This is a genomic window from Pseudomonas sp. Leaf434 (assembly GCF_001425545.1).
Lineage (GTDB): Bacteria > Pseudomonadota > Gammaproteobacteria > Pseudomonadales > Pseudomonadaceae > Aquipseudomonas > Aquipseudomonas siliginis.
This window is the reverse complement of record NZ_LMQZ01000001.1, coordinates 1697535-1723673: the sequence shown is the minus strand read 5'-3', so window position 1 is coordinate 1723673 and position 26139 is coordinate 1697535. Positions and strand designations below refer to the sequence as shown.

The 26139-nt window shown below is 60.5% G+C and carries 24 protein-coding genes; 12 read left to right on the top strand and 12 right to left on the bottom strand.

Going from position 1 to position 26139, the window contains the following annotated elements:
• Nucleotides 1–184 precede the first annotated feature (184 nt).
• Nucleotides 185–2794 (top strand): bifunctional diguanylate cyclase/phosphodiesterase, encoded by a 2610-nt coding sequence (locus ASG55_RS07640; RefSeq protein ID WP_056785110.1) that lies wholly within the window; start codon nt 185–187, stop codon nt 2792–2794.
• Nucleotides 2795–2797: 3 nt separating this feature from the next.
• Here the strand turns inward: ASG55_RS07640 and cydB are convergent, their stop codons facing one another.
• From cydB to ppk2, 5 genes are all read right to left on the bottom strand, one after another.
• Entirely contained in the window at nt 2798–3799 is a 1002-nt protein-coding gene (gene cydB / locus ASG55_RS07635; protein ID WP_056785108.1) for a cytochrome d ubiquinol oxidase subunit II, read from the bottom strand.
• 12 nt (nt 3800–3811) lie between these two features.
• Nucleotides 3812–5161, bottom strand: a complete 1350-nt coding sequence (locus ASG55_RS07630) for a cytochrome ubiquinol oxidase subunit I (protein WP_236708159.1) — start codon at nt 5159–5161, stop codon at nt 3812–3814.
• A 27-nt stretch (nt 5162–5188) separates the two neighbouring features.
• Nucleotides 5189–5578, bottom strand: coding sequence for a VOC family protein (locus ASG55_RS07625; protein ID WP_056785105.1), 390 nt, complete (start codon nt 5576–5578; stop codon nt 5189–5191).
• A gap of 23 nt (nt 5579–5601) precedes the next feature.
• The gene (locus tag ASG55_RS07620; RefSeq protein ID WP_041480440.1) at nt 5602–5817 is read right to left on the bottom strand and encodes a hypothetical protein; all 216 of its coding nucleotides are present in this window, start codon (nt 5815–5817) and stop codon (nt 5602–5604) included.
• 707 nt (nt 5818–6524) lie between these two features.
• Nucleotides 6525–7340: a polyphosphate kinase 2 gene (ppk2, locus tag ASG55_RS07615; RefSeq protein ID WP_056785103.1), complete on the bottom strand. Its 816-nt coding sequence runs from the start codon at nt 7338–7340 to the stop codon at nt 6525–6527.
• Nucleotides 7341–7530: 190 nt separating this feature from the next.
• Here ppk2 and ASG55_RS07610 point away from each other — a divergent pair, with 190 nt between their 5' ends.
• The 3 genes from ASG55_RS07610 to msrA all read left to right on the top strand — a co-directional run bounded on the left by ASG55_RS07610 (nt 7531) and on the right by msrA (nt 11334).
• The gene (locus ASG55_RS07610; protein WP_056785099.1) at nt 7531–9657 is read left to right on the top strand and encodes a TonB-dependent receptor family protein; all 2127 of its coding nucleotides are present in this window, start codon (nt 7531–7533) and stop codon (nt 9655–9657) included.
• 238 nt (nt 9658–9895) lie between these two features.
• Nucleotides 9896–10681 (top strand): enhanced serine sensitivity protein SseB, encoded by a 786-nt coding sequence (gene sseB, locus ASG55_RS07605; RefSeq protein WP_056785098.1) that lies wholly within the window; start codon nt 9896–9898, stop codon nt 10679–10681.
• Between the two features lie 146 nt (nt 10682–10827).
• Nucleotides 10828–11334, top strand: coding sequence for a peptide-methionine (S)-S-oxide reductase MsrA (gene msrA / locus ASG55_RS07600; RefSeq protein ID WP_016774420.1), 507 nt, complete (start codon nt 10828–10830; stop codon nt 11332–11334).
• 18 nt (nt 11335–11352) lie between these two features.
• Here msrA and ASG55_RS07595 read toward each other — a convergent pair whose 3' ends face one another.
• Nucleotides 11353–12570, bottom strand: coding sequence for an MFS transporter (locus tag ASG55_RS07595; protein WP_056785096.1), 1218 nt, complete (start codon nt 12568–12570; stop codon nt 11353–11355).
• Nucleotides 12571–12700: 130 nt separating this feature from the next.
• Here ASG55_RS07595 and ASG55_RS07590 point away from each other — a divergent pair, with 130 nt between their 5' ends.
• Nucleotides 12701–13324, top strand: coding sequence for a TetR/AcrR family transcriptional regulator (locus ASG55_RS07590; protein WP_056785092.1), 624 nt, complete (start codon nt 12701–12703; stop codon nt 13322–13324).
• 5 nt (nt 13325–13329) lie between these two features.
• On the opposite strand, the gene ASG55_RS07585 is transcribed toward ASG55_RS07590, so the two are convergent.
• Entirely contained in the window at nt 13330–14556 is a 1227-nt protein-coding gene (locus ASG55_RS07585; RefSeq protein WP_056785091.1) for an MFS transporter, read from the bottom strand.
• A gap of 59 nt (nt 14557–14615) precedes the next feature.
• On the opposite strand from ASG55_RS07585, the gene ASG55_RS07580 reads away from it, so the two are divergent.
• Entirely contained in the window at nt 14616–15617 is a 1002-nt protein-coding gene (locus ASG55_RS07580; RefSeq protein ID WP_442101729.1) for a cupin domain-containing protein, read from the top strand.
• A 40-nt stretch (nt 15618–15657) separates the two neighbouring features.
• On the opposite strand, the gene ASG55_RS07575 is transcribed toward ASG55_RS07580, so the two are convergent.
• The 3 genes from ASG55_RS07575 to ASG55_RS07565 form a co-directional block, all read right to left on the bottom strand.
• Entirely contained in the window at nt 15658–16290 is a 633-nt protein-coding gene (locus ASG55_RS07575; protein WP_056786824.1) for a carboxymuconolactone decarboxylase family protein, read from the bottom strand.
• Between the two features lie 141 nt (nt 16291–16431).
• On the bottom strand, nt 16432–16866 hold the full coding sequence (locus ASG55_RS07570; protein ID WP_236708158.1) for a cyclophilin-like fold protein: 435 nt from the start codon (nt 16864–16866) through the stop codon (nt 16432–16434).
• Nucleotides 16867–16890: 24 nt separating this feature from the next.
• The gene (locus tag ASG55_RS07565; protein ID WP_056785084.1) at nt 16891–17919 is read right to left on the bottom strand and encodes an alpha/beta hydrolase; all 1029 of its coding nucleotides are present in this window, start codon (nt 17917–17919) and stop codon (nt 16891–16893) included.
• A gap of 134 nt (nt 17920–18053) precedes the next feature.
• Between ASG55_RS07565 and ASG55_RS07560 the strand changes: the two genes are divergently transcribed.
• The gene (locus ASG55_RS07560; protein WP_056785081.1) at nt 18054–18962 is read left to right on the top strand and encodes a LysR family transcriptional regulator; all 909 of its coding nucleotides are present in this window, start codon (nt 18054–18056) and stop codon (nt 18960–18962) included.
• A gap of 200 nt (nt 18963–19162) precedes the next feature.
• Here ASG55_RS07560 and ASG55_RS07555 read toward each other — a convergent pair whose 3' ends face one another.
• Complete coding sequence (locus ASG55_RS07555) at nt 19163–19405, bottom strand: hypothetical protein (protein ID WP_041480449.1); 243 nt, start codon at nt 19403–19405, stop codon at nt 19163–19165.
• 223 nt (nt 19406–19628) lie between these two features.
• On the bottom strand, nt 19629–20546 hold the full coding sequence (locus ASG55_RS07550; protein WP_024012668.1) for a LysR substrate-binding domain-containing protein: 918 nt from the start codon (nt 20544–20546) through the stop codon (nt 19629–19631).
• Between the two features lie 194 nt (nt 20547–20740).
• On the opposite strand from ASG55_RS07550, the gene ASG55_RS07545 reads away from it, so the two are divergent.
• The 5 genes from ASG55_RS07545 (at nt 20741) to ASG55_RS07525 (ending at nt 25801) form a co-directional block, all read left to right on the top strand.
• Nucleotides 20741–21490 carry an SDR family NAD(P)-dependent oxidoreductase gene (locus ASG55_RS07545; protein WP_024012667.1) on the top strand — a complete coding sequence of 250 codons (750 nt, stop codon included), beginning with the start codon at nt 20741–20743 and terminating at the stop codon, nt 21488–21490.
• Between the two features lie 100 nt (nt 21491–21590).
• Nucleotides 21591–22889 carry an MFS transporter gene (locus tag ASG55_RS07540; RefSeq protein ID WP_041480451.1) on the top strand — a complete coding sequence of 433 codons (1299 nt, stop codon included), beginning with the start codon at nt 21591–21593 and terminating at the stop codon, nt 22887–22889.
• A 17-nt stretch (nt 22890–22906) separates the two neighbouring features.
• Nucleotides 22907–23755: a transketolase gene (locus ASG55_RS07535; protein WP_056785078.1), complete on the top strand. Its 849-nt coding sequence runs from the start codon at nt 22907–22909 to the stop codon at nt 23753–23755.
• On the top strand, nt 23752–24780 hold the full coding sequence (locus ASG55_RS07530) for a transketolase family protein (RefSeq protein ID WP_056785075.1): 1029 nt from the start codon (nt 23752–23754) through the stop codon (nt 24778–24780). The genes ASG55_RS07535 and ASG55_RS07530 overlap by 4 nt, the downstream gene beginning before the upstream one ends.
• A gap of 61 nt (nt 24781–24841) precedes the next feature.
• Nucleotides 24842–25801, top strand: a complete 960-nt coding sequence (locus ASG55_RS07525; protein WP_056785072.1) for an alpha/beta hydrolase — start codon at nt 24842–24844, stop codon at nt 25799–25801.
• The last annotated feature ends 338 nt before the right edge of the window (nt 25802–26139 follow it).

Here is a 26139-nt window from a genome sequence, read left to right as displayed (position 1 = left end):
CATTATCCGGTTTTTGTGCGGGAAGTCTCGCCCTTTCGGGATTCGCCGCTGGCCGGCGCTGCTGGAAATTCCGGCAGATTCGCTACACTTTGAAAAAATCCAGGCGATACCAATAACAACAATCTGAACATTGTGCGCTCGCCATTGTTCTAGATTCAGAAGACACCGGATCAAGGACGAGCACATGGCCGTTATTCTCCCTGCGCAGCCAATCCCCACCCCGCAACGCGCCGTCACCCGGCGCCTGGCCATCGCCGTTGGCGCACTGTTCGTCGCTGGCGTTATTGCCGCGATCAGCACCCTGCTTGGCATTGCCAATACCCTTGACGCGAAAGATCTGGAACAGAACCAGTTCTACTCCGTGCGCGCCGTGGAAAACCGCATCACCGCGTCGAAAAACTACATCACCAGTTATGCCTACTGGACCCGCGCCTATGAGGCCTTGAGCGGGCCGATCGACGTCAATTGGGCCTACACCGAACAGAACATGGGCAAGACCCTGTTCACCAGCGACGGCTACGACGGCGTGTTCGTCCTTGATCGCAATCGCACCAAGTACGCGGTGATTCGCGGGCAGATGGTTGAAACCGACGTATCCAGCGTACTGCAAGCGCCCGCCTCGGCGCTGGTCGAGCAGGTGCTGAGTCAGCCTGATCTGACCAAGCCGATCAGCAGTTATTCATTGTTCGAAGGCTGGCCGGCGCTGATCACCGCTGCCGCGATCATTCCCAATGACGAGCGCCCGCTGGATGAATTGAGAAACACCTCGGTGCTGGTGTTCGTCGACAAGCTGACCCCGACCAAACTGCGCAAGATCGGCAGCGGTTATGGCCTGACGAACCTGACCCTGGTCCCGGATGAAACCATTGAGAAAGGTCATCCAAGCGTGCCCCTCGACAGCACCGGCTACAGTCTGGTCGCCGACCTGCAGCGACCCGGTCAGCAATTGCTGTGGACGCTGGTGCCGCCGCTCGGCGCGACGTTTCTGGTGCTGATGCTGCTCACCGCCTATTTTTTCCGCCATGCATTGCGCTCATCGCAATACGTCGACAACAGCATTTATGCCATGCAGGCCTCGAATCAGGCACTCGAGAAAGCCAATCATGCCCTCGAAGCCAGTGAAGAACGCTTTCGCGCCGTGGCCGAAGCGGCGTCGGACTGGATCTGGGAAGTTGATGATCAGTTGGCGCTGACCTATCTGTCGGCGCGCTTCAGCGAAGTCACCGGTTACCCGCAAGCTCTGTGGCTGGGCCAGGACATCGGCGAATTACTGACTTGCGACACCACGCCACTGGAGCTGTGGCTGCGCAAACTCAGCGAAGAAAACAGCGCCAGCGATTTGCGCTGCACTTATCGCGATCACTCCGGGCAGCCGCGCCACTGCCGGCTCTCGGCGCGGCCGATTTTCGACAAGAACAGCGTCGTCGGCTATCGCGGCACTGCCAGCGACATCACCGACGAAGTCGCCGCCCATGCGCAGATCCAGCACCTGTCGATGCATGACGCCCTGACCGGCCTGCCCAACCGCAACAAACTGGCGCGTTATCTCGACGACGTCCTGGTATTGAAGGAACACGCGCCGCCGCTGTCGCTGCTGATGATCGATCTGGACAACTTCAAGCCGATCAACGATTCCCTCGGCCATCCTGCCGGTGACGCGGTTCTCCAGGAAGTCGCCACGCGCCTGCGCGAATGCACCCGCGAGCACGACATCGTCGCCCGTCTCGGTGGTGATGAATTCGTCGTGGTGCTCAACGGCATGGACAGCCATAACGAGATCGACAAATTCTGCACACGGCTGATCGGCAGCCTGCATCAACCGATCAATTACGAACAACATCCGCTGCACATCGGCGCCAGCATCGGCATCGCCCTGAGTCGTCGACACGGTTTTGCCGCCAGCGATCTGATCCGCTACGCCGACATCGCGCTGTATCAGGCCAAATCCGACGGCAAGAACACCTGGTGCTTCTTCGAAGCGCACATGAGCGACCAGATCCAGACGCGCCGGCAAATGGAAGATGACCTGCGCCATGCGCTCAAGCACAACGAATTCGTCCTGCACTATCAGCCGCGCTACAAGGTTGATGGCAAGCACATCGTTTCGGTGGAGGCGCTGGTGCGCTGGCAGCATCCGACCCAGGGCCTGCTCGGGCCGGACGTGTTCATTCCGCTGGCCGAACAGACCGACCTGATCGTCCCGCTGGGCCGCTGGGTGCTGCGCGAAGCCTGTGAAACCGCGCTGGAATGGCCCCATGACATTCTGCTGTCGGTCAACCTCTCGCCTGCGCAGTTCGCTCTCAGCGACGTCGTCGAGGATGTTCGTGAAGTGCTGGTGGAAACGCGTTTCCCGGCCAGCCGTCTGGAGCTGGAGATCACCGAGAACGTGATGCTCAACGACACCGATGGCGCGCTGACTACCATGAATCAGCTCAAGGAGCTCGGCGTGCGTCTGAACATGGACGACTTCGGCACCGGTTATTCGTCGCTCGGTTACCTACGCGCCTATCCATTCGACGGGATCAAGATCGACAAACGCTTTATCGCCTCGATCAGCAGCGGCGCCAACGACCGTGCCGTGGTGCAGGCGATCATCGGTCTGGGCAAAGCCATGGGGCTGACGGTGACCGCCGAAGGCGTCGAGACCGAGGAGCAACTGGCGATTCTCGGCAAGGATCAATGCAACGAGGTGCAGGGTTATTTCATGAGTCGGCCGATCGACAAGGCGGCTTTTGCTGATCTGCTACGGGCTTCGCGCCTGTCGCTGGTGAGCAAAAAAGGTCGGGTGACGTGAATATCAGCCATCGCTGGCAACGCGCACTTTGCCGCTGAACACGCGGAAACCAAACGTGTTGTAGGCCAGGGTGATGGGGATCAGCACGGCGAATCCGACCAGCATGAAGATCTGGCTGGTGGGGCTTGAGGCTGCTTCGCTCAAAGTCAGATCCGGCGGGATGATGAATGGATACAGCGCGACCAGCATCATCGCGAAAGCCAGCACGAAAACGCCCAGTGCGGCGAACAGCGGGATGAAGTCGAAGCGGCAGTGAAAGCCTTTGCTGAACACCCATCCTAGAGCGCTGACGATCAGTCCTGTCGGCAACCACAGGCGAATATCGGCGAGCCTCCGGGCATATTGCGGCTGCAACGTCGCCGTCCATGCGATCAGCACCAGCAATAGTGCCGCGACGACCAGCGCCAGCATGCGGGCCTGACGAGCCGAGCGCTGCTGCAATTCATCCAGGGTGCGCCAGTACAACCAGCACGTCCCCAGCCAGACGTAACCGAGTACAAGCACCAAACCGCAAAACACCGGGAACGGATTCAGCCAGTCGCGGCCATCGCCAATGTATTGACCGCCCCGATGCGCAACGCCTTGCACGAGAGTGCCGAGCACCATGCCCTGGACCAACCCGGTCAGCAGCGAAGCCAGGGCCAGCACACCGTCGACGATGCGCTTGCGTCGCTCGTTCGGTGCGTAATCGCGAAATTCCAGCGCCATGGCCCGCGCGATCAAGGCGAGGAACATCACGATAAAAGGCACGTACAAGGCCGGCAGCAAGATCGCGTACGCCAGCGGAAACAACGCCAGCAGCCCGCCGCCGCCGAGCACCAGCCAGGTTTCGTTGGCGTCCCACACCGGCAGAATCGACACCGCCATGGCTCGTCGCTGGTGTTTGCAATCCGTGAGGCCCATGAGCATGCCGACGCCCAGATCGGTGCCGTCGAGCACCACGTAGTTCATGACCGAAAACGCCAATGCGGCGGCGCACAACAGAGTCAGCCAGTCCGTGTCCATGTCTGCTATTCCTCAGTGCCCGGTTTCGTCGGCAAGGGTGGGCTGCGGCCCGGGTTGATCCTGCTGCGGCGGCTCGCGCAACAGGCGCAGCAACACCCACAGACCGATGCCGAAGATCAGCAGATAAAACAGCAGAATCAGCCACGTCGACCCGACGACTTGAGCCCTGGACACCGATGACAGACTGTCCGCCGTGCGCATCAATCCGTAAATCGTAAACGGCTGTCGCCCCACTTCGGTGACGACCCAGCCGCTGAGCATTGCCAGAAATCCGGCCGGTGCCAGCAGCACGCACGCGCCCAGCCAGCGCCGCGCCGTGTACAGGCGATTCCGTCGGCGCAGGATCAGGCTGACCACACCCTGCCCAAACATCAACAGCCCCAGCCCGACCATCAGCCGGAACGCGAAAAACACCGGCGCCACGGGCGGGATGTCCTCAGCCGGAAATTCATCAAGCGCGGCGATGGTGCTGGTCAGGTCATGCTGCAGGTAGAGGGAACCAATGCGCGGAATCGCCACCTCCCAGTGGTTGCGGCGCTCTTGCATATCCGGCCATGCGAACAGCCGCAGTGGCTCCCCTGCCCCTTGAGCCGGGCGCGTCCACGAGCCTTCGATGGCCGCCACTTTCTGCGGCTGGGCTTGCAAACTGTGCCGGCCATGCAGATCGCCGATAACAATCTGCACCGGCATCAGCAGCGCAATCACCCACAGCGCCATGGAGAATTGCAGGCGAGCACGCGGGTTTTCCGGGGCCTTGCGCAATTGCCAGGCACTGATCCCGGCAATCAGCGTCGCGCTGCCGATGAGCACGGCAAGTAGCATATGCGCCAGGCGATAGGGAAACGAAGGATTGAAGATGATTGCCCACCAGTCCTCGGCAAGGAAACGCCCGTCCGCGCCAATCGAATAGCCGGCCGGGGTTTGCATCCAGGAGTTGGCAGACAGAATCCAGAACGCGCTGATCAGCGAGCCCACCGTCACCGCGCACGTGGCAAAAAAGTGCAGACGCGGGCCGACTTTCTTCAAGCCGAACAGCATGATGCCAAGGAAACCCGCTTCGATGAAAAACGCCGCCATCACTTCATAGAACATCAGCGGACCGAGGACATCGCCGGCTTGCACCGATAGCCGTGACCAGTTGAGGCCGAACTGATACTCCAGAATCAATCCCGACGCCGTGCCCACTGCGACATTTAGCGCAAACACCTTGAGCCAGTAGCGATAGACATCCAGATAAACCTGGCGCCCGGTCCTCAACCACAACGCTTCCAGCACCATGAGGAAATTCGCCATACCGATGCTGAACGCCGCCAGCACGATATGAAAGCTGATCGTGATCGCGAACTGGGCGCGGGCGGCCATCAGGGCCGAATCAACAGCCTCCATCCATCAGCCGCTGTAGAACACAGCAAGCTTGTTGCCTTCAGGATCGCGCAGATAGGCCACGTAAAAGTCCGGCGTATAGGCCTCGCGAGTGCCAGGCGCGCCTTCGTCGCTGCCGCCGTGGTCGAGCCCGGCCTTGTGCACCTGATCGACCTTATGCCGCGAGTCGGCGCGAAACGCCGGCATCATGCCGTTGCCGGGTGTCGCCGACTCACCATTGAACGGTTGCGAGATGTGCACACTCCCGGGGCCGTTGGACTTGTCGATGCAATCGGGCAGGTAAAAACAGTAGTGTTCTTCGCGATCATGCCGGTAGCCCAGCGGCGTCAGGATCGCCTTGTAAAAAGCTGCCGAACGCTCGACGTCGTTGGCGCCGATAAACAGATAACTGAGCATGGGACGTCCTCCGATGACAGCTGTCAGCGCTGTGGCTGTTCTTGGTTCAAGGTGAAAACGTTGCCGGCGTCACGCACCAACTGGCGCCATTCGGCACTGGTGATCAGGCCTTGCTCCTCCATCTGATCCGCAGCCTTGAGCAGCTCGTCATATTGCTGTTCCGGATCCAGATCGCCCTCGGCCTGCTCTGCCATCTTCCGCCATGCCGCCAGTGATGCCTTCTTTTGCTGATCGAACATACCGGTATCTCCTGAGGGACTTACCCGGTAGAAAAATCAGCGCGAGAGAGGTTCAGGGCAGACGACGGATGGACGGTTGATGCGCAAAACCTTGTCGGAGTGAGCCTGCTCGCGATAGCGGTATATCTGTCAAATTAAATTTGAATGTTCCTCCGTCATCGCGAGCAGGCTCACTCCCACAGAAAAGCAAAATCAAAAGATCGCAGCCTTCGGCAGCTCCTACAGTTGGATCGCGTACCACCTCAAGAACAGGTCGGCTGTCAGGCCGCCTTCGCGAGCAGGCTCGCCTACAAAGCAAACGCAAAGCAGCGCAGCTGCCCGCGGCGAAGCCGCACCACTCAACAATGAGCGCAAGCTCGAGTACCGCTTTTGATCTTGATCCACCAGCGACGTCGGAAGGCTGAGTGGAGGGATTGATCCGGGCGTGGGAGCGCAGCGACCGTACGACGCAGTCGTACACAGCGAGTGTAGGTGCAGCGAAGCAAACCGGAGCCGCTGCGCCAGGATCGATCCCGGAGCGAAGGAACCCGAGCCTGCGAGGGCCGAACGCAGGAGCAAAGCGTTTTGGTTACTTTTGGGCGTCTGCAAAAGTGACCCGCTGTAAGAGCGGAACCGCCAGCCGCAACACCCGAAAAAACGGATATACACCCAAAACCCCAAGAGCCTGGTCGGCCCAAAGGCCGCCACGCCCAAAAAACCCGCAAATGTCAAAACCGCTCCGCCACCCGCTTGTACGCATAATCCGGCTCCCGGTACTTGCCCGGCTTCTGCCGTTTCGGCAACTCGACCTTGTCGCGCTTCACCTCTTCATAGGGGATGCGACTGAGCAGATCAGTGATGATGTTCAGCCGCGCACGACGTTTGTCATTCGAGTCGGCAACCCTCCACGGCGCCCAATCGGTGTCGGTGTGCTTGAACATTTCGTCCCGCGCCCGTGAGTAGTCATACCAGCGGCTGTAGGACTTCAGATCCATGGGTGTCAGTTTCCAGATCTTGCGCCCGTCATTGATTCGCGCTTCAAGCCGGCGGGTCTGTTCCTCCGGACTGACCTCAAGCCAGTACTTGAGCAGGATCACCCCCGAATCGACGATGGCGTTTTCCACCCACGGGATCGACTTGAGAAACTTGTCGGCCTGCTCCTCCGTACAAAAACCCATGACCCGTTCGACACCGGCGCGGTTGTACCAACTGCGGTCGAAAATCACCACCTCGCCGCCCGCCGGCAGATGCGGCAGATAGCGCTGTACATGCATCTGACTTTTTTCTCGATCGGTTGGCGCCGGTAATGCCATCACGCGGAACACCCGTGGGCTGACGCGCTCCGTGATCGCCTTGATCACCCCGCCCTTGCCCGCACCGTCGCGCCCTTCGAAAACAATACAAACCTTGACACCTTTGGCGATGACCCACTCCTGCAGCTTGACCAGCTCAACGTGGAGCTTGCGCAGCTGTTCGAGATAGTCCTTGTTTTTCAAGCGCGGACGTTCGATTGCCTTTGCAGGTTTCTTCTTGTCTTTCGCCATGAACCTGTCCTCGCGCTTCAACAGCCCGCTGAATTTGTTTATTGACCCGAAGGGCCTGATCCGTGAGGTTAGTTCACGCCCGGTTGTTTGCCATTGCCGGGCAAAAAAGCCCTGTCGCCATGTGTTTCCTGAGGTTGTTCCGACGTCGCACTGTTCATTGCCCGATCCCCTGTTTGCTGGAGTTTTTTCGATGCCGTCGTCCAAATCATTGCCCACTGCCCTGCTCGGTCTGGCCCTGGCCTGCCCGGCGATGGCCGAGACCCAAGGTCTGGAGCTGGGGCAAGTGCTGATTTCGGCAGATGAGCGCAGTGGCAGCGATGCAGCGGTCGAAGAAGCGCGGCAACGCCTTGAGCAGGTTCCCGGCGGCGCCAACGTGGTCGACATGCGCCAGCCGTTGCAGGGCCGCGTTGCCAGCAATCAGGATGTGCTGGCCTATCAGCCGGGGGTGTATGCCCAGTCGGCGGGCAACGAAGGCGTAAAGATTTCCATCCGTGGTTCAGGCATCAACCGCGCACCCGGTGCCCACGCCTCGGGGCTGTACACGATGCTGGATGGCTTGCCGCTGACCGGCCCCGGCGGCACGCCGTATGAATTGCTCGAGCCGCTGTGGGTCGACCATGTCGAAGTGCTGCGCGGCGCCAACGGCTTCGATCGCGGCGCGCTGGCACTGGGCGGAGCTATCGATTACGTCAGCCACACCGGTTACACCGCGCCAAAGCTGCACGTGCGCTACGCCACCGGCAGCCATGGCTATCAGCAGCGCCAGGTCAGCTCCGGGCAAGTGCTGGGAGATTTCGATTACTACGTGTCTCTGACCGATGCCAACGCCGACGGCTATCAGGACCACACCGCCAGCGAGAGCAAAGGCCTGGTCGCCAACTTCGGCTATCGCTTCAACCCGAATCTGGAAACCCGCTTCTACTTCCGCTATCGCGAAACCGACAACGACCTCGCCGGTCGCGTGACCAAGCATTCCATCGAACACAGCCCACGGGCAGCCAACCCGGCGTATGTGGCCCGCGATGACAGCCGCAAGCAGCCCGGCAGTACGTTCATCGGCAACAAGACCACGTTCTACCTCGATGACGATTCGAGCATCCAGACCGGCCTCGCCTACCACGACTACCCGATGGATCTGCGCGAAGGCCCGAACCGGCTGAAGGTGGCTTATACCGACGTCAGCGGCACCTTCGACTACAAACGCCGCGACACTTTGTTCGGGATGGAAAGCCGCAGCAACGTCGGCCTGCGCGTGACCAAGCACCTGCCCAACGATGGCGCCAGCGAGTTCGTGCGCATCCCGAGTGGCAACACCGCCAGCTACGCCCCGGGCACGCGGATGCGTAATTTCACTTATCAGGGTTCAGATACCGTGCTGCATTTCGGCAATGACCTGGAAATTGCCGACGACCTGTGGCTGACCACCGGCCTTGCCGCCATCTACACCCGCCGCGAAAGCGCCGTGACCTATCCGCAGGGCGGCGGCAAAACAAGTCTCAGCGACTGGGACTATGCACCGCGCATCGGCCTGCGCTACCAGATCACCCCGGACGTGCAAGTGTTCGGCAACCTCAGCCGCTCCGTCGAAGCACCGCACCCGTGGTCGCTGATCTACAGCTCCAACGTGCGCTTCCCTGCCGGCAACGGCGCCGCCACCGGCACCCAGCGCGACCCGGTCGAACTGCAAAACCAGACCGCTACCACTCTGGAACTCGGCGGCCGTGGCGACAGCCATTTGGGCGAATGGAGCCTGGCCTGGTACTACGCGCAAGTTCGTCACGAACTGCTCTCGGTACTGCCGGACGCCAACGCCGTCACGCCCTACGAACTCAACGCCAGCCCGACCGTGCACCAAGGCATCGAGGCCAGCCTGAACAGCAAACTCTGGACCGCCGCCGACGGCCGCCAGTTGAGCTTGCGCCAGGCCTACACCTTCAGCGACTTCCACTACCGCGACGACGAACGCTTCGGCGACAACCGCTTGCCGGGCCTGCCGATGCATTATTACCAAGGCGAACTGCGTTACGACTGGCCGCAGGGCTTCTTTGCCGCCGTGAACACGCAACTGGTCTCCAAAGTTGCCGTGGACTACGCCAACAGCTACTACGCCGATCCCTACGCCCTGTTCGGCGCCACCCTGGGCTACAACGCCCCGAAGGGCGACTGGCAAGGTTGGGTCGACATGCGCAACCTGACCGGCAAACGCTACGCGGCAACGGTCACGCCGGGGTATGACGACAAAGGTCTGGATGCTGCGCGGTCGACGCCGGGTGAAGGGATGGGGGTTTATGTTGGGGTTTCGTGGAGTTTGCTATAAGACCCAACGCGAAATTCAAATGTGGGAGCGAGCCTGCTCGCGAAAGCGGTGTATCAGCCGTGAGTTATTTCAACTGACACGACGCCTTCGCGAGCAGGCTCGCTCCCACAGTTGGCTTTGTGGTGTTGGTTAGAACGACGCAGGATTCGAATCTCTGGACGAGTATCATCGTGACAGCACGTCTCCTCGGACCGACCAGATAATCATCGCTCTCCACTGAAAATAACGGACTGACCTCATGGATACTTCCCAAGAAAACCCATTGGAAACATCACTCCGGCTGGCCGCGGACGAACCCGCGCATCGCCCTGAGTTCTATCACACCCTGCTGGACTCGAACGTCTACATCCTCGGCACCGCCGGTGCGGCGCAAGGTCATGTCAATCTCGAAGCCGGCAGCAACATCAGCATCGCCCATTGGCAGAAGCCCGATGGCACGCCGGTCATTCCGTTCTTCTCCTCGCTGCCAACGCTGCAACAATCCATCGACAGCGAGCAGAGCTATGTAGAAATCCCTGCCCGATCATTGTTCGAAATCACGCTGGGCGCGCTGCTCTTTCTCAATCCGAAGTCGCCGTACGGCAAGGAATTCTTTCCGGAGGAAGTGCAACGCCTGCTCTCAGGCGAAATCGGCCGGCCCGCCACGCAGCGTACCGTTGAAAAAGAAACCAACGTCTTGCTTGGACAGCCTTCGGACTACCCATCGACGATGGTCCATTCGCTCTCGCAACTGCTGGCCAAACACGCCAATGTGAAACGCGCGTTCCTGGCGCTGATGCACGACCCCTCGGTTGATGAAAAACCGCACTTGATCGTCGGCATCGAAGCGGATGGCGATATCGAACAGGTCATGCGCGAAGCCGGCAATGTCGCTGCGGACACAGCCCCTGATGGCGGGCCGGTTGATTTTTGCCGCGTGCTGACGGGACAAGCCGGGCTGAGTGATTACTTCCTCAGGGAGACCAAACCGTTCTACGAGCGCAAGTCACCGAGCAAGCTGCGTTCGTTCTTTGGCTTTGGTTGAATACGATCTGATGAAAATCGCAGTCGCCTGCATGTCGCTTGATCAGCAGGCCAGTGGTCGATTCTCATGAGCGTGACCTTGGATTCTCTCAACCCGCCCTCATAACAGTGGGTATCCCCCCATCGTCTCGAGAGGAAGCACACACCATGACCACTCAAACCGAAACTGCCATTCTCGCCGGCGGCTGCTTCTGGGGCATGCAGGATCTGTTGCGCCGCTATCCGGGTGTGCTGAAAACCCGCGTCGGCTATACCGGCGGCGATGTGCCGAATGCGACCTATCGCAACCACGGCAACCACGCCGAAGCCATCGAGATCGAGTTTGATCCGGCCGTGATCAGCTACCGGCAGATCCTTGAGTTCTTCTTCCAGATCCACGACCCGAGCACGCCTAACCGTCAGGGCAACGATCTTGGCCCGAGCTACCGCTCGGCGATCTACTACCTCAACGACGAGCAGCGTGCCGTCGCTGAAGACACCGCCGCCGATGTAGACGCATCGAAGTTGTGGCCGGGCCGAGTGGTTACGGAAATAGAACCGGCCGGCCCGTTCTGGGAAGCGGAACCCGAGCATCAGGATTACCTGGAGCGGATTCCGAACGGCTACACCTGCCATTTCATCCGGCCTAACTGGAAACTGCCGAAGCGCGGTTGAAGAAACTGCTGGCGGGGTTCAATGCCCCGCCACCACCGAAGATTCTACAGAGCGCGGGCCCGACTTGAAACCGTGGGCCCGGGCACCCCAGGCAATGGCGAAGGCGATAGCGACCAGTGCCAGCATGGCCCACGGAAATGAGGTAACGCCCCACTGATCGAGCAGCACGCCGCCGACGACACCGCTGCCAGCGATCGCGCTGTTCCACGCCACTACGTTCAACGACAAGGCGACATCCGCTCCGTCGCCCGCCGCATCAGCCAGCGCCGTTTGCAACAGCGTCGCCGCGCCGCCAAAGGTTAAACCCCATGCCGCCACGCCGAGATAAATCACCTCTGGGCTGCCTCCGCCAAATCCCAGCGCCACGCAGACGGCGGCAAAGGTCGCCAAACTCAGCAGAACCGTCGAACGCAGCAGCGGCTCGACCAGCTTCGCCGTCAGCCATATCCCGACCAGAGCGGCGATGCCGAAGCTCAACAACACCACATCCACCCGCTCGGCCATGCCCGCCGGCGCCACGAACGGAGCGATATAGGTGTAGAGAATGTTGTGCGCCAGCATCCAACTGATCACCACTGCTAGCACAGGACGCACGCCCGGGGTAGTCAGGACTTTGCTCAGCGATAGGCGTTGATGGGCCGGCTGCGGCGGGTAGTCGGGCACTTTCACCAGTACCCAGACGATCAGTACCAAGGTCAGCGCCGACATCAGACCGAATGTAGTGCGCCAACCGACCAGCCCACCGAGCCACGTACCCAGAGGCACGCCCAGCGACAGCGCAATCGGTGTGCCGACCATCGCCAGCGCCAACGCCTTGCCCTGCTGTTCGGGCTCAACCATGCGTCGCGCATAGCCGGCCAGCAGACTCCATGCCAGACCCGCCGCAACCCCGGCGAAGAACCGCGCGACCAGCGTCACGCCGTAATGCGACGACAGCGCGGTAATCGAATTGAACAGCAGGAAACCGACAATCGTCAGCAGCAGCACGTTGCGGCGCCGCCAGCCCCGGGTGGCGATGGTCATCGGGATCACCGCCAGTACGGAACCCAATGCGTACGCGGTAACCATTTGCCCGGCCATGGACGGCGAAATCGCCAGGCCTTCACTGATCAACGGCAACAGGCCCGCCGGCAGGGTTTCGGTGACGATGCAGATGAAGCCAGTCATGGCCAGCGCCAGCAAAGCGCCGATGGGCAGACCTTTTGGCGTAGCCGTTAACGTGATTGAAGGTGTCACTGGAAGCTCCTCGAAAAAACCGACTCAGATTTAAATACCGATCGATCTAGATCCTGAGGGTGCATGCGCAGCGTTGTCAACAATTTCTGTATCGACTAGTCTTTATATTAAATCAATGAGGAGTCAGGTCATGGCGAGAACCGGTCGCCCCCGTCAGTTTGATCGCGACGACGCCGTCGATCAGGCTTTGCAACTGTTCTGGCAACACGGCTACGACGCGACATCGCTGGCCCAATTGAAGGCAGGCCTGGGTGGCGGTATCTCTGCACCTAGCTTCTACGCCGCGTTCGGTTCCAAGGAAGCGTTGTTCGATGAATGCGTGCAGCGTTATTTAACCACCTATGCGCAAGTCACCGAGTGCCTGTGGGACGACAGCCTGCCACCACGCCAGGCGATCGAGACCGCTTTGCGCCAGTCGGCACGCATGCAGTGCGACGACACACACCCCAAGGGCTGCATGGTTACCCTCGGCGTCATGAGCGCACCGAGCCCGGAAACCGCCCATGTGGCGCAAGCCCTGACCCACTCAAGGCAGCGCACCCGTGCCGGCATTCAAGCCTGCGTCGAACGCGCTGTGAATGCCGACGAGCTGGCCAGCGGCACAAGTGCGGCGGCGATGGCGACGGTATTCGACAGTTTCCTGCAGGGCATATCCATCCTCGCCAGAGACAACACCGCGCTGGATAACATTGATGCTGCTATCACTCAGATCATGCAAATCTGGGAAATTGCCGCCACGCGTAAGGCGGATTGATCAAATCACAAATGCACCGGTGCCACCGGCGCCGAACCCGGCTCCGGCACATCGACATTGACCTTCAGGGCAATCAGCAGCGCGGCCAGCAACATCAGAATTCCAGCTGCTACAAACACGCCATTGATGCCGCTGAAACTGAACACCGAACCGCCGGCGGCGGCGCCTGCGGCAATCGCCGACTGCACCGATGCGACGACCATGCCGCCTGCGCTTTCGGCCTGATCGGGTATCGATCGCGCCACCCAGTTCGACCATGCCACCGGCACGCCACCGAAGGCCATCCCCCACAGAGCCAGAAGCAACGCCTGCCCGGTGAGCGACGCCGGTAACCCGACCAACGCCAGAGCAGCAACGCCCACCAACACCGGCATCAGCACCAGTGTTGCGCGTGGATTGCGCTGCAACAGCCAGCCAGCGAACAGCGTGCCGGCAAAGTTCGCCACGCCGAAACCGAGCAGCATCAGCGCCAGCGTCTGCGGGCCGACTCCGGTGGTGCTTTCCAGAAATGGCCTGATATAGGTGAACAACGCGAAGTGGCCGGTGTGCACCAATACACAGCCGAACATGCCAATGGCAATGCCCGGTCGCAGCAAAACCTCAAGCACCGTACGCAGGCGTGACGGTCGATGCGGCGCCAGACTCGGTAACGTGAACATTTGAAAGACCAGCGTCACCACGCCAACCGCCGCAGCTGCGAAAAACGCACTGCGCCAGCCAAACTGGCCGCCGAGATAGCTGCCCAATGGCACCGCGACCACGGTCCCCACGGCGATCCCGCTGAAGATAATCGACAGCGCCCGTGGCAGCACCGCCGCCGGCACCAGGCGCATCGCCACGGCCGCCGCCATGCTCCAGAATCCGCCCAGAGCTATGCCCAAAAGGATGCGCATGATCAGCAACACTGCGAGGCTCGACGACAGCGCCACCAGCAGATTCGACGCGATCATCAGTACCGAGAAACCGAGCAAGACCAGCCGCCGATCAAGACTGCGCGTCAATCCAGGTACGAGCAATCCGGCAAAGAGCGCCACCACTGCGGTCACCGTCACTGCTTGCCCGGCCAGGGCTTCGCTGACGCCAAGGTCGAGCGCCATCGGCGTCAGCAGGCTGGCCGGCAGATATTCTGCGGTGAGTAAACCGAACACACCCAACGCCAGTGAGAAAACCGCCATCCACGCAGGAACCATCGGCTCCTCTTCAGCTCGCCCATCACCTACACGTTCATTCATTTCCAGACTCCCTCGGACATTTCGAGAGGGCAGTCTATTGACGGCAAACCGGATGATCTATGATGCGCAGTCTTGAAATTTTGATCGAAACCCCGAACATGAGCAGCACTGATTCCTTTTCACTGTCATCAGACCTGATCACTGAATTGCTGCGCAGCATGCGTCTGCGTGGCGTGCAGTATCGGCGGATCCACGCCGGTCCGCCGTATGGTCTGGGTTTCAGCGACAAATCGGGCCATGCGTATTTCCACTTCGTTGCCGCTGGATCGACGGTGTTGCGACTGGAGGACGGCAGCCTTTACGAGTTGGCGGCGGGCAATGCGGTATTCATTGCCCATGGTGCAGCGCACCAGTTGCTGTCACACCCAAACGCCGAAGTGCAGGACATTGACAGCGCCGTCGCCGCGCCACTCGGCGATACGGTCTGCGCGGTGCAGGTCGGTCACAGCGCCGTTTCGCCCGATAGCGCCCTGCTCTTCAGTGGCTGTATGGAGTTCGAGCTCGGCAGCCTGCAGGGCCTCGGTCGGCTGATGCCGGGACTGATGCTGATCGACGCCGGCGGCCAGCGTTATCCGGGGCTTATGCCAATTCTTGCGACCATGGAACGCGAAGTCAGCGCAGCGCGCATCGGCTTCGCCGGCATTCTCGCTCGCCTTGCCGACGTAGTGGCGGCAATGATTGTTCGTGGCTGGGTCGAATGCGCTTGCGGCAATGCCTCCGGTCTCGTCGCCGCCCTGCGCGACCCTCGTCTGTCGAAAGCTTTGCTGGCCCTGCACCAACAACCGGGGCGCGACTGGAGCGTCGCCGAACTCGCAACGCTGTGCAACACCTCACGCTCGGTCTTCGCCGAACGCTTCCAGACCACCCTCGGCACCCCGCCGCTGCGCTACGCCACCGAACTGCGCATGCGCCTGGCCAGTCAGTGGCTGACACTGGAAAGACTGCCGATCGAAGAAGTGGCGCAGCGCTTGGGCTACACCTCCCAAGCGGCGTTCAGTCGTGCGTTCAAGCGGATAACGGGAAGCTCGCCGGGAGCGAGTCGGCGCCAGCGCGCACTGTAGAAAATTGCGTTAACAGGGCGGCAATGAATCCGAGCCGCCCTCACCGCTGGATTTTCCCCAGCCCCGCGCCCACCCGTTCAGCAGCCTGCAAATCCCCACGCGCCTCCAACTCCTGCGCCACTTGCCGCAGTTGCTCAACAGTCAATCCCACATTCAGACTGATCTTCAAATGTGACTCCAGCTGCGATTCCACCCCAGCCATTGCCGCCAGCGCGCCAACCGTCGCCAGTTCCCGATCCGTCCATGCCAGGTTGTCGCGGGCGAAGATGTCGCCGAACAAGTGCACTTTCAGGAACTGATCGATCGCCGGGGCGAATTCGAAGAGCGGGCCGGACACTGGCGCGCCGACCAGACGGGTCTGATTGTCGGTGCCGAGTTCGGTAAGTGCATACCCCGACGGAACCGGACCCGGCTCGCGTCCCGGCACGTCTTCGATGCCCCGAGCAGCGCGTTCCTGCACAACCTTCATCAGCAATGACAAGGCGTTGAGGCTGCGCGGGAACCCGGCGTAGGCGTACAGCTGCACCAGAACTTCCTTGGTTTCGCTGATGCTCAACCCGGCATCGAGGCCGCGATTGAGTGCGTCGTGCAAACGCGGCATGTCACCGATTGCAGCGTTGGCGGCAATCGGGGCGATCGCCAGTTGCTTAAGCGTCAGAGGTTGTTCTTGCATGATCGGTTTCTCCGGTGATCGGGAAGGATTGGCGCAGAGAGGATTAACGCAGGCTGCACTGGCGAGGACCGCGCAGCCGAGGGCCACAATGCGCAGAAGGCGCGGCTGATGCAGGTTTTTCAGCTTCATCAATGAATCTCCTCACTCATCCAGCGTGAACGTCACCCGCACATCGCCGCGCCCCAAGGTCTCGGCCAAGTCCTGCGGCCGGTCGATGCGACCAAGACGCGAATAGCGGTAAGACGAATCGAAGGTTTTGTAGAAGACCACCAGCGTATCGTCGCCATACAAAAGGAAATCGCCGTTGTGGATCGTGCCCGGCCGATAGGGCTGGGTGGGCAAGGGCGGCTGCACGGTGGCGTATTTTTCGTTGCGGTGCAGGTCGACCATGTTCAGGCTCAGCGGCAATCGCGTGAGCAATTGCCGAGTGCTCGGGTTGTCCTCAAGAGCAATGGCAAAACGGTGTTCTCCGACGGTCATCCACATCGTGGTCTCCTCCGGGTTAGCAGCAGACTGAGCAAAGGGCAGCCATGCCATCAGTACGAATCCCTTCCAGCCGTGGGCAAAAAACCGCATCGCTTCGCTCCGTCGCGTTGAAAGTTACTTCAGGTTGCTCTTGAAGAACTGCGTCAGCTTGGCAAAAGGAATCAGCTCGACCCGGTCGTACAGATCGACATGGCCGGCATTCGGCACGATCACCAGTTCTTTCGGCTGCCCCGCCAACCGGAACGCCTCTTCGCTGAACTCACGGGAGTGCGCGTCGGCACCGGCAATAAACAACATCGGGCGCGGCGAGATGCTCTCGATATCGACGAATGGATAGAAGTTCATGAACTTGGTGTTGCTGCTCAGCGTTGGGCGCGTGGTCTGTTGCGGCGTCGAGCTGGCCGGGGTGAATTCGCCGCGCGGGGTGCGGTAGAAATCGAAGAATTCACGTTGGATCGGATGGGTGTCGGCCTTCAGCTCCAGCACCGTGCCGCCGGTGTATTCGACCTTGCCGCCGGTGAACTCGGCGTAACGCTGCTCGGCCGCTTGCGCAATGATCTGCTTGCGCTGCGCAAGGCTTTGCGAATGCTTTAGGCCGTCACGGTTGGCTGCGCCCATGTCGTACATGCTGACCGTGGCGATGGCTTTCATGCGCGGGTCGATTTTCGCCGCGCTGATCACGAAGCTGCCGCTACCGCAGATGCCCAACACACCGATGCGCTCGCGGTCGATGAATGGCCGTGTGCCGAGGTAATCGACGGCCGCGCTGAAGTCTTCGGCATACATGTCCGGCAGCACGGCATTGCGCGGCGCGCCCTCGCTTTCGCCCCAGAACGACAGATCCAGCGACAAGGTGACAAAGCCCTGCTCCGCCAGTTTCTGTGCGTACAGATTGGCGCTCTGCTCCTTTACCGCGCCCATCGGATGACCAACGATAATCGCCGCGCTGCGGGCTGCCGGGTCGAGTCCTTTAGGGACAAACAGGTTGCCGACCACGGTGAGTTGATATTGATTTTTGAAGCTGACCTTCTGCGCGGTCACCTTGTCGCTTTTGAAGAAATTGTCGGCACCGTGGGACATGTCAGCTCCGAATGCAGTGAATGAACTCAGGAGAAACCCGAGCAGTATGAACAGTCGTTTCATGGGGGCGTCCTTGATCGAGAAGCCAGGCGAGGCCGGGATGGAGGTATTGTTGCGCAGGCTCGAGGCTTTGATTAGCTAATGAGTGCTTAATGCGGTTATAAACTCTGCTAATCAATAAACCCGAGCGCGCGCCCATGGCCAAACCCAATTTCAACGACCTGCTTGCCTTCGTCACGGTTGCCCGCAGCGGCAGCTTCACCCGCGCGGCGGTGCAACTGGGCGTGACGCAATCGGCGGTGAGCCAGGTAGTCTCGGCGCTGGAAGCGCGTCTGAAAATTCGCCTGCTGACCCGCACTACGCGCAGCGTGTCACTGACCGCGGCCGGCGAACGCTTGCTGCACACCGTGGGTCATCGTTTCGATGAGATCGAAGCCGAGCTGGACGCCCTGACCGAGTTGCGCGACAAGCCCGCCGGCACGGTGCGCATCACCTGCGGCGACAACATCATCAAGACCACCCTGCTGCCGAAGCTGACGCCACTATTGCTGCAATATCCGGACATCAAGCTCGAGTTCGATATCAACTACGGTTTCCGCGACATCGTTGCCGACCGCTTCGATGCCGGCGTGCGTTTCAGCGATACCGTCGCCCAGGACATGATCGCCGTACCGATCGGCCCGCCACTGCGCATGGCCGTGGTCGCTTCGCCCGGTTACTTCGCCCAGCACCCCGCCCCGCAACATCCGCGCGATCTGGCGGCGCACCGTTGCATCGACATCCGCTTTCCGACCTACGACGGCGTCGATGCATGGGAATTCGAGCGTCAGGGCAAAAAGTTGAAAGTGCGAGTCGACGGGCAACTGGTGTTCAACTCCACCGTGCACATCGCCGACGCGGCTGTGAACGGGTTAGGGATTGCCTACCTGCCTGAAGACGAGTTCGGTACGCATCTGGCTGAAGGGCGTTTGGTCAGAGTGCTGGAGGACTGGTGCGAACCGTTCGGTGGCTTCCACCTCTACTACCCCAGCCGCCGACAACCGTCGCCAGCGTTTTCACTGGTAGTGGATGCGTTGCGCGTGGTGAGAGATCCAGCCCCGTTGTAGGAGCGAGCCTGCTCCGATAGCGTCGGCACATCCAACAGAGTAAGTGCCTGACCCAGGGCTTTCGCGAGCAGGCTCGCTCCCACAGGGTTTTGCATCAGATCCCGGAAATCAATCGATTCACAAATCCATTGTGGGAGCGAGCCTGCTCGCGAAGACGCCAGACCAGGCAAATCATCTCTGCATGCCACCCCGCGCGCGCCTCACAACTTCGACACATCCCCGGTAGCCTCGGCAATCGTCGCCAAGGTTTCCTCCATGCTGGCGATGTCTTCATGCAGCTTTTGAAACACCAGATCCAGCGACTCGGGAGCGTCCACGGTCTGATGGCCACGCAGCGACTCGACGCTACTGCTCTCTACGTGTTGAAGAATGTCCACGCTTTCTCGCAGTGCCAACAGCTGATCAAAGATCGCGGCAATCTGCGCCTGGCTGCGGGTGCTCATCGCTTCCCCGGCTTACAGATCAGTGATCCCCATCCCAGATATGTGATGACCATAAATCAGCCCCTTCTAAAGAAACGATGAACACAGAAAACAACAGCCTGCTCAGCCTTTGGTTTTTCGCGGATCGGCAGCGCGCGGGAAAGTGCGCTCTTGCGTGAATGATCAAGACCGATAATGGATTGACCTTGAGCGGTTCAGAGAGTTTGAAAGAATTAATCCCCACTCAATACGCGAACTCGTGGCCCAATTCGCTCTCCATCCACGCCAGAAAACGCCTCACCCGTGGAAAGCTGGAGTGCGCCTTGGGGAATACCAAATGGTGCGCCGCCACCGCAGCACTCAGTGATTCAGGCGCGACTTCAACCAGCGTGCCCGCGGCCAGATACTTCTGCGCCAGCAATGTGCTTTCCAGCGCGAAACCCAAGCCATGACTCGCCGCTTCCAGCGACATGTACGAGCGATCGAAGCTCAATGCATAAGGCCGTTCCGGACGCGCCAGACCATGCTGAGCAAACCATTGCGGCCATTTGAGCAGGGTGGCTTCCGACAGAATCAGATCGCACTCCAGCAGATCCGCCGCCCCGCGCACCGGGCGTTGCGCGAGCAGTTTCGGTGAGGTCAGCACCGCGAACGTCTCATTCCTGACCGTGCGCACCTCATAGCTTGGCCAGTTCGGCAGACCGTGGCGGATATCGACATCGATCTTGTCGCGACTGAAGTGCAGCGATTCATATGAGCACGACAGGTTGATCTGAATGTCCGGGTGACTGGCGCGAAACGCTTCCAGGCGCGGCATCAGCCAGAGCAGGCCGAAGCTTGGCGATGAGTGCAAGCGCAGGCAATCGAGGCTGACATCGCTGGCCGCACGCTCGGTGGCAACGGCGAGACTGTGCAGAATCCCGGAGACTTCCTTGAGGTATTGCTCGCCGACCGGCGTCAGCGAGACGCCCCGGGCAGCACGGACGAATAATTGCCGGCCGATCATCCCTTCCAGTTTCGCCAGTTGATGGCTGACTGCCGAGGGTGTCAGGTCCAGCACTTCCGCCGCTCTGGCGACGTTGCCGAAGCGCGCGGTTTGTTCGAAGGCCTGAATTGCTTTCAGCGGTGGCAGGATGATCGATGCCTCAGTGTCAGAGCGCATGGTGACTCCGTGGTGATTTCTTGTGATGTACGGACCGGTTTCATTCAAGCATTTGCGAAACGGCCTGACGAGTGCTGAATTTTTTTCAGCATTGAGTGACTTCCGCGTTATTGCTCACGCTCGCCCCGGAGGACAAGCTGAGTCATCGGTTACTTACACACCGACCCAATAAAAACAATTCGAGGGAATCCTCCATGCTTCTTCAAGGCAAAGTCGCAATCATTACCGGTGCCGCATCTGCCCGTGGCATTGGCCGCGCTACCGCCAGCACATTTGCGCAACACGGCGCTCGCGTGGTCATCCTCGATCTGGATGCATCCGCAGCACGTGACGCCGCCGCAGCACTGGGCGAAGGTCATCTGGGCCTGGCGGCCAACGTGGCCGACGAAGCGCAGGTTCAGCAAGCCGTCGCCGCCATCATCGAGCACTTCGGGCGCATCGATATCCTCGTCAACAACGCCGGTATCACCCAGCCACTGAAGACTCTGGATATTCGTCCTTCGGACTACGACAAGGTGCTGGACGTCAGCCTGCGCGGCACTTTGCTCATGTCCCAGGCGGTGATTCCGCTGATGCGCCAACAGTCTTCCGGCAGCATCGTCTGCATGTCGTCGGTGTCTGCCCAGCGCGGCGGCGGCATCTTCGGCGGCCCGCATTACAGCGCGGCCAAGGCCGGTGTGCTGGGGCTGGGCAAGGCCATGGCGCGGGAATTGGGGCCGGACAACATCCGCGTCAACTCCATCGCCCCGGGCCTGATTCACACCGACATCACCGGCGGTCTGATGCAGGATGAACGCCGCCACGCCATCATCGAAGGCATTCCGCTGGGGCGCCTGGGTCAAGCGCAGGACGTCGCCAACGCTGCACTGTTTCTGGCCAGCGACCTGTCCGCTTATCTGACCGGCATCACCCTCGATGTGAACGGCGGCATGCTGATTCACTGAGTAACTCTGGGCGGGCCTGCGTGGCCCGTGCGGTTCTGGATCGATGACGCAGCCGGGCCTGATGGCCTGGCGGTCAATAAAAACAAGAGATCAGACCATCATGACTACCCTGTCGCTCGAAGCGGTTTCGACCGTGCGTTCTTCTGCCTATCGCAAAACGGCGTGGCGCCTGATGCCGTTCCTGATGCTGTGCTACCTGTGCGCGTATCTGGACCGGGTCAACGTCGGTTTCGCCAAGCTGCAAATGATGAACGATCTGGCCCTCAGCGAAACAGTCTACGGACTGGGCGCCGGGGTGTTTTTCATCGGCTATTTCCTTTGCGAAGTGCCCAGCAACATCATCCTGCACAAGGTCGGCGCGCGAGTGTGGATTGCGCGGATCATGATCACCTGGGGCATCGTCTCGGCGCTGTTCGCCTTCGTCGAAACCGCCTGGCAGTTCTATGCCCTGCGCTTCCTGCTCGGGATTGCCGAAGCCGGTCTGGCGCCGGGCCTGCTGCTCTACCTGACCTACTGGTTTCCGTCCTATCGGCGGGCGCGCATGACGGTGTTGTGGTTTATCGCCATTCCGCTGTCAGGCATGGTCGGTGGCCCGCTTTCGGGCTGGATCATGAACCACTTTGCCGGTGTGCACGGCTGGGCCGGCTGGCAGTGGATGTTCGTTTTGGAAGCGGTGCCCACCGTGCTCGTCGGCCTGCTGGTACTGAGTTATCTGAAAGACGGCGTGCATCAGGCGACCTGGCTCAATGACGAGGAAAAAGCGCTGATCACTCGCGAACTGGCCGAAGACGACCAGCAAAAGGTCACCCATGCCTCGGTCGGCGAGTTCATCCGCGACCGGCGCTTGTGGCTGCTGGCGGCGATCTACTTCTGTGTGGTGATGGGCCAATACGCGATCACCTTTTGGCTGCCGACACTGGTGCGTAACGCAGGGGTTTCCGACCCGCTGCACATCGGGTTCCTGACCAGCCTGCCTTACCTGTGCGCCATCGCCGCCATGCTCCTGGTCGGCCGCAGTGGCGACAAACATCGCGAGCGCCGCTGGCACCTGATCGTGCCGATGATCGCCGGTGCGATCGGCTTGAGCCTGGCAGCAATGATGGGCGGCAACCCGACCTTGTCGATCCTCAGCCTGTGCCTGGCCGCCTCCGGCATTCTCTCCGCCACCTCGTTGTTCTGGATGCTGCCCACCACGCTGCTTGGCGGGGTGTCTGCGGCGGCCGGCATCGCGGCGGTCAACAGCTTCGCCAACCTCGCCGGATTCTGCTCGCCCTATCTGATCGGCTGGATCACTACCCTGACCGGTTCCAGCGCCATCGGCATGTACCTCATCACCGGGGTGCTGTTCCTCGGCGCGAGCCTGGTCCTGCGTATTCCCGCCGCTTTGGTCAATCGTTGAGTCAACGGAGTTTCATCATGACGACTAATCTTGCACACGCTGCATCGCTGAGCCTGACCCAGCGCGCGCACAATATTCGCCGCCATGCACTGCGCATGGGTCAGGTTCAGGGCCAGGGCTATGTGGGCCAGGCCCTCGGCGCGGCTGACCTGCTGGCGGTGTCTTACTTTCATGCGATGAATCATCGCCCCGCAGATCCCGAATGGGAGCAGCGCGATCGCTTCTATCTCTCCATCGGCCACTACGCCATTGCGCTGTACGCAGCGCTGATCGAAGCCGAGATCATTCCGCTCGACGAGCTGGAAACCTACGGTTCGGATGACAGCCGCCTGCCGATGTCGGGCATGGCCGCCTACACCCCGGGGATGGAAATCACCGGCGGCTCGCTGGGTCAAGGCCTGGGTATCGCGGTCGGTGCCTGCCTGGGCCTCAAGCGCAAAGGCTCGTCATCTTTCGTCTACAACCTGCTGTCCGATGGCGAACTCAATGAAGGCTCGACCTGGGAAGCGGTGATGTCGGCTTCGCACTGGCAGCTCGACAATCTGATCGCCATCGTCGACGTCAACAACCAGCAGGCCGACGGTTACTCCAGCGAGATTCTCTCGTTCGAACCCATCGTCGATCGCTGGCAAGCCTTTGGCTGGTTTACCCAGCGCGTCGATGGCAATGACCTTGACGCACTGGTGACTGCTTTCGATGCCGCACGCCAGCATTCGGGCAATCAACCGCGGGTGATCATCTGCGACACGAAAATGGGCAAAGGCGTGCCGTTTCTGGAGAACCGGGAAAAGAATCACTTCATTCGCGTCGAAGAACACGAATGGGACCTGGCACTGAGCAATCTTGCAGAAGGAAAAGACCAATGAGCAACGCCGCCAACACTGCGCCTTCGACTGCTACTGGCGCGCCGGTGAAAAAGCGCCTGACCACCTCGGCGATGATTGCCTCGATTGCCTCCGAGGGCCAGGCGACCCGTTCGGCACCGTTCGGCCATGCGCTCGCAGCGCTGGCAGACCAGCGCGCGGACATCGTCGGTCTCTCGGCTGACCTGTCCAAGTACACCGACCTGCACATTTTCGCCAAGGCGCATCCGGAGCGTTTCTATCAAATGGGCATGGCCGAACAGTTGCTGATGAGCGCTGCGGCGGGCATGGCGCGTGAGGGTTTCGTACCCTTCGCCACCACCTACGCGGTGTTCGCTTCGCGCCGTGCTTACGATTTCATCTGCATGGCCATCGCCGAGGAAAACCTTAACGTCAAAATCGTCTGCGGTTTGCCCGGCCTCACCACGGGTTACGGGCCGAGCCACCAGGCCACCGATGATCTGGCTATTTTTCGCGCCATGCCCAATCTGATGATTGTCGACCCGTGCGATGCACTGGAAATCGAACAGGCCGTGCCGGCCATCGCCGCTCACCAAGGCCCGGTCTACATGCGTTTGCTGCGCGGCAATGTGCCGTTGGTGCTGGACGAGTACGGCTATCAATTCGAGATCGGCAAGGCCAAGACTCTGCGCACGGGCAACGACGTGCTGATCATCTCCACCGGGCTGATGACCATGCGTTCGCTGGAAGCGGCCAAGCAATTGCAGGCCGACGGCATCGATGTGGCCGTGTTGCACGTGCCGACCATCAAGCCGCTGGATGAGCAAACCATTCTCGCCGAAGCGCGTAAATCCGGGCGTCTGGTGGTCACAGCCGAGAACAGCTCGATCATCGGCGGTTTGGGCGAGGCGGTTGCCGGGTTGTTGTTGCGCAATGGCGTGACGCCCACCTTCAGACAGATCGCGTTGCCCGACGCCTTCCTCGACGCCGGTGCCCTGCCGACGCTGCATGATCGCTACGGCATTTCGACGCCGGCTGTCTGCGCGCAGATCAAAGCCTGGCTGTAACTCCACCGTGGGCGGCGCTTCGATCAGAGGCGCTCGCTCATTCGAGAACAGGAGGCAGAACGTGAAAGCACATGAACTGCTGGATCCCGACTTCAAAAGCTTTTTAACCCCCGGCGCACAAGCCTGGACGTTGGAGACGCTGCCCGCGATCAGGGAGCGTGTCCATGCGACATTCAAATCCCGAGAACAAGCGCGCGGTGAAAGCCTATGGACCAAGGCCCACGACGGTGAGGATTTGCGCCTGTGTCTTTACCGGCCCGCCGCCGGGGCACCGGGCGGTAATTTTGCGGTGATCCTGTACATCCACGGTGGAGGTTTCGTCCTTGGTTGCCCCGAAATGGCCGATGACTATCTGGCTAACCTCGCCGAAGAACTTCAGGCGATCATCGTCGCTGTCGATTACCGTCTCGCGCCAGAGCACCCCTTCCCTATTCCCCTGGAAGATTGCTACACCGCCCTCGGCTGGGTTGTCGCCCACCGGCAAACGCTCAACATGGACGCCGACAACGTGATCGTCATGGGTCACAGTGCCGGTGCAGGTCTGGCAGCAGCGCTGGCAATTGTGGCGCGGGATCGCGGCGTATATTCCATCGCCAGCCAGGTGCTGGTGTATCCGATGCTCGATTACCGTTCGGGCAGCCCGGCCTCGCCTCACCAGAACAGCACGACCGGAGTGATTGGCTGGCCGGCGCAAGCCAACCAGTTCTGTTGGGATTGCCTGCGCGCTGACCAAGCGCTGGATGATCTGCCAATCGGCTGGTTTTCGCCGGCCCTGCAAGACGATCTGCGTGACTTGCCACCGACGTTTATGGCCGTCGGGGCGCTGGATCTGTTCCTGGAAGAGGACGTTGCATTTGCCATGCGTCTGTCGCGCGCCGGGGCTGCCGTCGAACTGCATGTCTACCCTGGGGCGCCACATATGTTTGATCAGTGCCCCGGCAGTGTTAGCGATCAGTCTGCGCTGGATATCGTCCGATCACTTCGGCGATCGATAGCTAGCGCATTAACTGCTGAGGGATAGAAAGAACCGCTGAAACGGTAAAACAGGATTTCTTATACAAAGCCTTCCCCCCCCTTCTACGCTTATTGATTAATACCTTCGCAGACAGGCAGCTGCGGAGGGTGGCGTGCGCTTTGAGAAATTCAATATCGCTTAGCCATCACCCTCGTCGATTCCGCCCGGACTTATTCCGAGGTGTCTTTGGATAATGTCGAAAACGACACATTTTGTTGCACCCAAAAACTGCTTGGATCCAACGTCCCGACAAACGGTAACGACCTGAATAGAACAGATTTTCAAAGAGATAAACGTGGGCAAATGGCCCATCCATACGCTCGTCAAAAATCAGGCAGCCCCAT